Origin of the sequence: Vibrio fujianensis (assembly GCF_002749895.1) — a bacterium.
GTDB lineage: Bacteria > Pseudomonadota > Gammaproteobacteria > Enterobacterales > Vibrionaceae > Vibrio > Vibrio fujianensis.
Genome location: NZ_NBUS01000040.1, coordinates 289906 through 293856 on the forward strand (window position 1 = coordinate 289906; position 3951 = coordinate 293856).

General features: G+C 42.2%; 3 protein-coding genes and 1 pseudogene. 2 read left to right on the plus strand and 2 right to left on the minus strand.

Annotation, left to right across the window (positions count from 1 at the left end; all coding sequences use genetic code 11):
• Positions 1 to 172 (minus strand): annotated as a pseudogene (locus B7C60_RS18250) (phospho-sugar mutase); the annotation flags it as partial.
• Positions 173 to 683: 511 nt separating this feature from the next.
• Between B7C60_RS18250 and aroG the strand changes: the two are divergent.
• Positions 684 to 1736, plus strand: a complete 1053-nt coding sequence (gene aroG / locus B7C60_RS07180; RefSeq protein ID WP_099611061.1) for a 3-deoxy-7-phosphoheptulonate synthase AroG — start codon at positions 684 to 686, stop codon at positions 1734 to 1736.
• A gap of 174 nt (positions 1737 to 1910) precedes the next feature.
• On the opposite strand, the gene B7C60_RS07185 is transcribed toward aroG, so the two are convergent.
• Entirely contained in the window at positions 1911 to 3140 is a 1230-nt protein-coding gene (locus B7C60_RS07185; protein ID WP_099611062.1) for an aldose 1-epimerase family protein, read from the minus strand.
• 492 nt (positions 3141 to 3632) lie between these two features.
• On the opposite strand from B7C60_RS07185, the gene B7C60_RS07190 reads away from it, so the two are divergent.
• The coding region (locus B7C60_RS07190; protein ID WP_245868790.1) for a PaaI family thioesterase at positions 3633 to 3951 on the plus strand (319 nt) is incomplete at its 3' end.

Genomic DNA, 3951 nt, shown 5'->3' on the forward strand with positions numbered 1-3951 from the left:
GGTTGGGGCCACAACCGACTTTCCCTCGCAACCCCGCGGTACCAAACTCTAATCGGGATTTAAACCGTTCTTCAACTTGATCCATTTGGTGCTTATCAATCAGCGATTGTAGCTCTTGACGAGTTTTAAGATCAGGATCTTTTTCTAGCCAAGCTAGGACTTTATTCATCATTGTGGTCACCTTATTATTGTTGAGCGATGATTATTCCGAGAGGATGGTATACCTTTCCTATTTCAAGTTGCAGTGGTGTTGGCTATGTTCGTTCACCTCAACCTCCTCGCCTGTCTATGTTTATGGTGATGATGAGTGCCATCCTTAGCTTTCAGTAAAAGACAGCTTGAGGCTGTCCAAATTTATCACTCACTTGCCGGCTACCTGCAACTCGAAGTTATTTGAGGATATATTGTAATTGATATTCATTATCAATAATGGGCACGCAATCGCTAAACTTCTCTTTGCTCATTATAACTCAGTGATTTTAAGCTGATGGTTTTCTTTATTATTGGGTGTAAAGAAAATATTACGAATCTACTTAGTTGTAAGTTAAGTTGTTTTGTTGCATTTTTTATAAAATAGTGCTTGCTCTTGGTTGAGGAAGCCTTTAAGTTACTTAAAGAGGATAAGTAATCTGTGACGGGATAACCGGCAACGGTTGAATGTAAGTAATAGGAAGAAGTAAGCGATGTACCAAACTGATGATGTTAATATTAAACGAATTAAGCAATTATTACCCCCTGTGGCGGTTTTAGAAAAATTCCCTGCTAGTCGTATCGCTTCTTCAACGACATTCCAAGCGCGTGAGGCAATACATAATATTTTACACGATAAAGATGATCGGTTATTAGTCGTGGTAGGGCCTTGCTCCATCCATGACACGAAAGCGGCGATGGAGTATGGCCAGCGTCTTAAAACATTGCGAGAGGAGTTAAGTGGCCATTTAGAAATCGTGATGCGGGTTTATTTTGAAAAACCCCGGACGACAGTAGGGTGGAAAGGTTTAATTAATGACCCTTATCTAGATGATTCTTATAAAATTAATGACGGTTTACGCATTGGACGTAAGTTATTATTGGATCTGACGGACATGGGTATTCCTACCGCCAGTGAGTTTTTAGATATGATTACACCACAATATGTTGCAGACTTGATCAGTTGGGGAGCGATAGGTGCACGCACGACGGAATCGCAGGTTCACCGAGAGCTGTCTTCTGGCCTTTCTTGCCCTGTTGGCTTTAAAAACGGTACCGATGGCAATATTAAAATAGCCTCTGACGCCATTCGCTCTGCGAGTGCATCACACCATTTTTTATCGGTCACTAAATTTGGACATTCGGCAATTGTAGAAACGGCAGGTAATCCAGATTGTCATATCATTTTGCGTGGTGGCAAGGAGCCAAACTACAGTGCAGAGCATGTTGCAGCGATCAAACAAGAATTGGAAACATCAGGTTTAAAACAAAAAGTAATGATCGATTTTAGCCATGCCAACAGTTCAAAACAGTACCAGCGTCAAATGGTGGTCGCAGAGGATATTTGCCAGCAAATTCGTTCAGGTGAGCATGCTATTTTTGGCGTGATGATCGAGTCACATTTGGTCGAAGGTCGCCAAGATCTGGTGGATGGTCAAGCGCCCGTTTATGGACAATCGATCACCGATGCGTGCATTGGTTGGAATGATACAGAGACTGTGTTGCGTGAGCTGGCGAAAGCGGTAGAAATACGCCGAGCGGGTTAAATGGTGATTTTTACTCCGCTAAAAACATAAAAACACTGGCGCTTACTGTAAGCGCCAGTGTTATATCTATATCACTCTGAATGTTCTCTACTCATTTTGAGCGGTTGAATGACAATAGATAAACCCAGTGAGAACTCCAGCCTTATTCATGATGGAGGAAGCTATGGTCGTGGGTTACTGAACCTTATTTAAGTCTACAATCAGTGTGTTATTGGTTTTTAGCGGCACATTCTTTTGGATTTTTTGGACAGCTTGCAATGCTTTTTGGACTTCTTTATGGTCCCGTAATACGGTATAGGTCACATTAAAGTCTTTGCTTTCTCCAGCCTTAATGGTTGGCACTAAACCTAGAGGACGCTGATACTTGGTATTGTACGCATAACTGGTTCCTGGTTCGATACCCGTTACGTAACCTTGTTGCTCAGTATCGGTATTTTTCCATAGGGTAAGAACAGGCAGTTGCTGCACGTTGTAGCCGACGGCTACCCCTTTATTTGCTGCCTTGTTATGCAATACCGCCAGAGAATGGCCATTTTCATCGCCGATGGGTTTTAAGTTAAAGACCATTTCGTCAAATCCTTTTGTTGGACCAAGGTAGGTTTGCCAACTTTTTAATCCGGCTTGAGCATAGTCATTAAAAGGAGAGATCTCACTGGCGGCCGCGGTTACTTTGGCCCCTTCTTCTAGTATGGGACGGCCAAAATTGGAGTGATAAATAATTTGATATTCATCATCATAATCGGCTTTATTGGTGAGCGTATCATGTATTGCAAAGGTATTATTGCCAGGGGTGACTTCTAGCCGTGTGAGCGTCACTAATTCTGCTTTTTTAAAGGTACGTTCAGCCACTTTACCTTCAACCGTAATCTTGTGTGGTGGCGTATCATCAATAATCACTTTTACTGTCGAGGCGGGGGTATTTTGCACTCGGCCATGTAAACTGAGTAACTGCCCATTATCATCAATGCCCGGGTGACCTGTCCATTCATAACCACAGCGTACTAACATTTCGTTAAAGCCATCTAACCAGCCCAATCCATTACGACTTTCAAGATCAATAAATGCCGGATTCACAATTTCTTTGACAGGAGAGTTCCAACCTAAAATTCGTTGACCATCCATTTTGACATCATAAATCCCCATACCACGAGTGGGAACTAAGGTGATGGAGAGAATTCCATTATCAATAATAAGAACATCGACCCCAGTTTGTTTTCCTCCATGTAGTTGTCGTTTTTCAATAGAAAAGGGGTGACTATCGGTAAAATCCAGTGAGTCGTGGGTGACTTGCCAATTGCCTACCTCTTTTGCAAGCATGGAATCTGTAAGGACAAATTCCACTGCGTAGCTATTCATTGCAGTTAAACCCAGTAACACGGCAGCAAATGTCGGTGTGATTTTCATTGTCTTTCCTTATGTTATTGTCGAATTTTAAATAACTGAATCGATTCAGCAAAAAGAGTACACCTGAACAACTGGTGCTCAATATATAACTTGGCGTAATGTGATCTTTATAGGATGGAATAGAAAAATAGGGGTGATTTTTGATGGCTGAATCAACTTCAGCAAAATGGGAATAAGGGGGATAATGATAAACCGAAGGGCTATGCCCTTCCTACTTGAAGCTGCATGGGGTGTTTATGTTCTTTTACCCTAATCGTATCGTCTGTCTATGCTCATGGAGATAATGAGAGCCATCCGTGGCTCTAACCAAAGGCCAGCCTACGGCTGTTCAAATTTGTTCCAGACAAATTTGTCACTCACTTGCCGCCAACCTGCAACTCTCAGTTGTTTGGGTATAGTAAATATAAATATGTGCTGCAAACAATGTTTCCATTCCTTTACGTTACCCATAATTAGCATATGCTATTAACATTGAGTAATGGAGAGTGATCAATGTCAGCGGTGGATTCTCACGTAATGTGTGCGGTGTGTTCAACACCAGAAAAAAACTTTTATTCCTTAGGGGTTAACTTTACAGCGGTTGCTGCTGGAAAAACAGAAGGGCACTTTATTGTTGAGCCTAGACACCAAGGATACTTAGGATTATTGCATGGCGGTATTGCCAGTTCGTTATTAGATGCAGCTATGACGCATTGTCTGTTGCTGCAAGAGATCCCAGCGTTAACGGCGCAGTTAGATGTTCGCTTTCATCATCCGATTAAGGTGGGAGATAGGCTCACGGTGATCGGACAATGTCATGATGAGCGACGAG

What these genes read in the sequence shown, in the direction of transcription:
- aroG (WP_099611061.1), top strand. Translation starts at nt 684, where the DNA reads ATGTACCAAACTGATGATGTTAATATTAAACGAATTAAGCAATTATTA.
- B7C60_RS07185 (WP_099611062.1), bottom strand. Translation starts at nt 3,140, where the DNA reads ATGAAAATCACACCGACATTTGCTGCCGTGTTACTGGGTTTAACTGCA.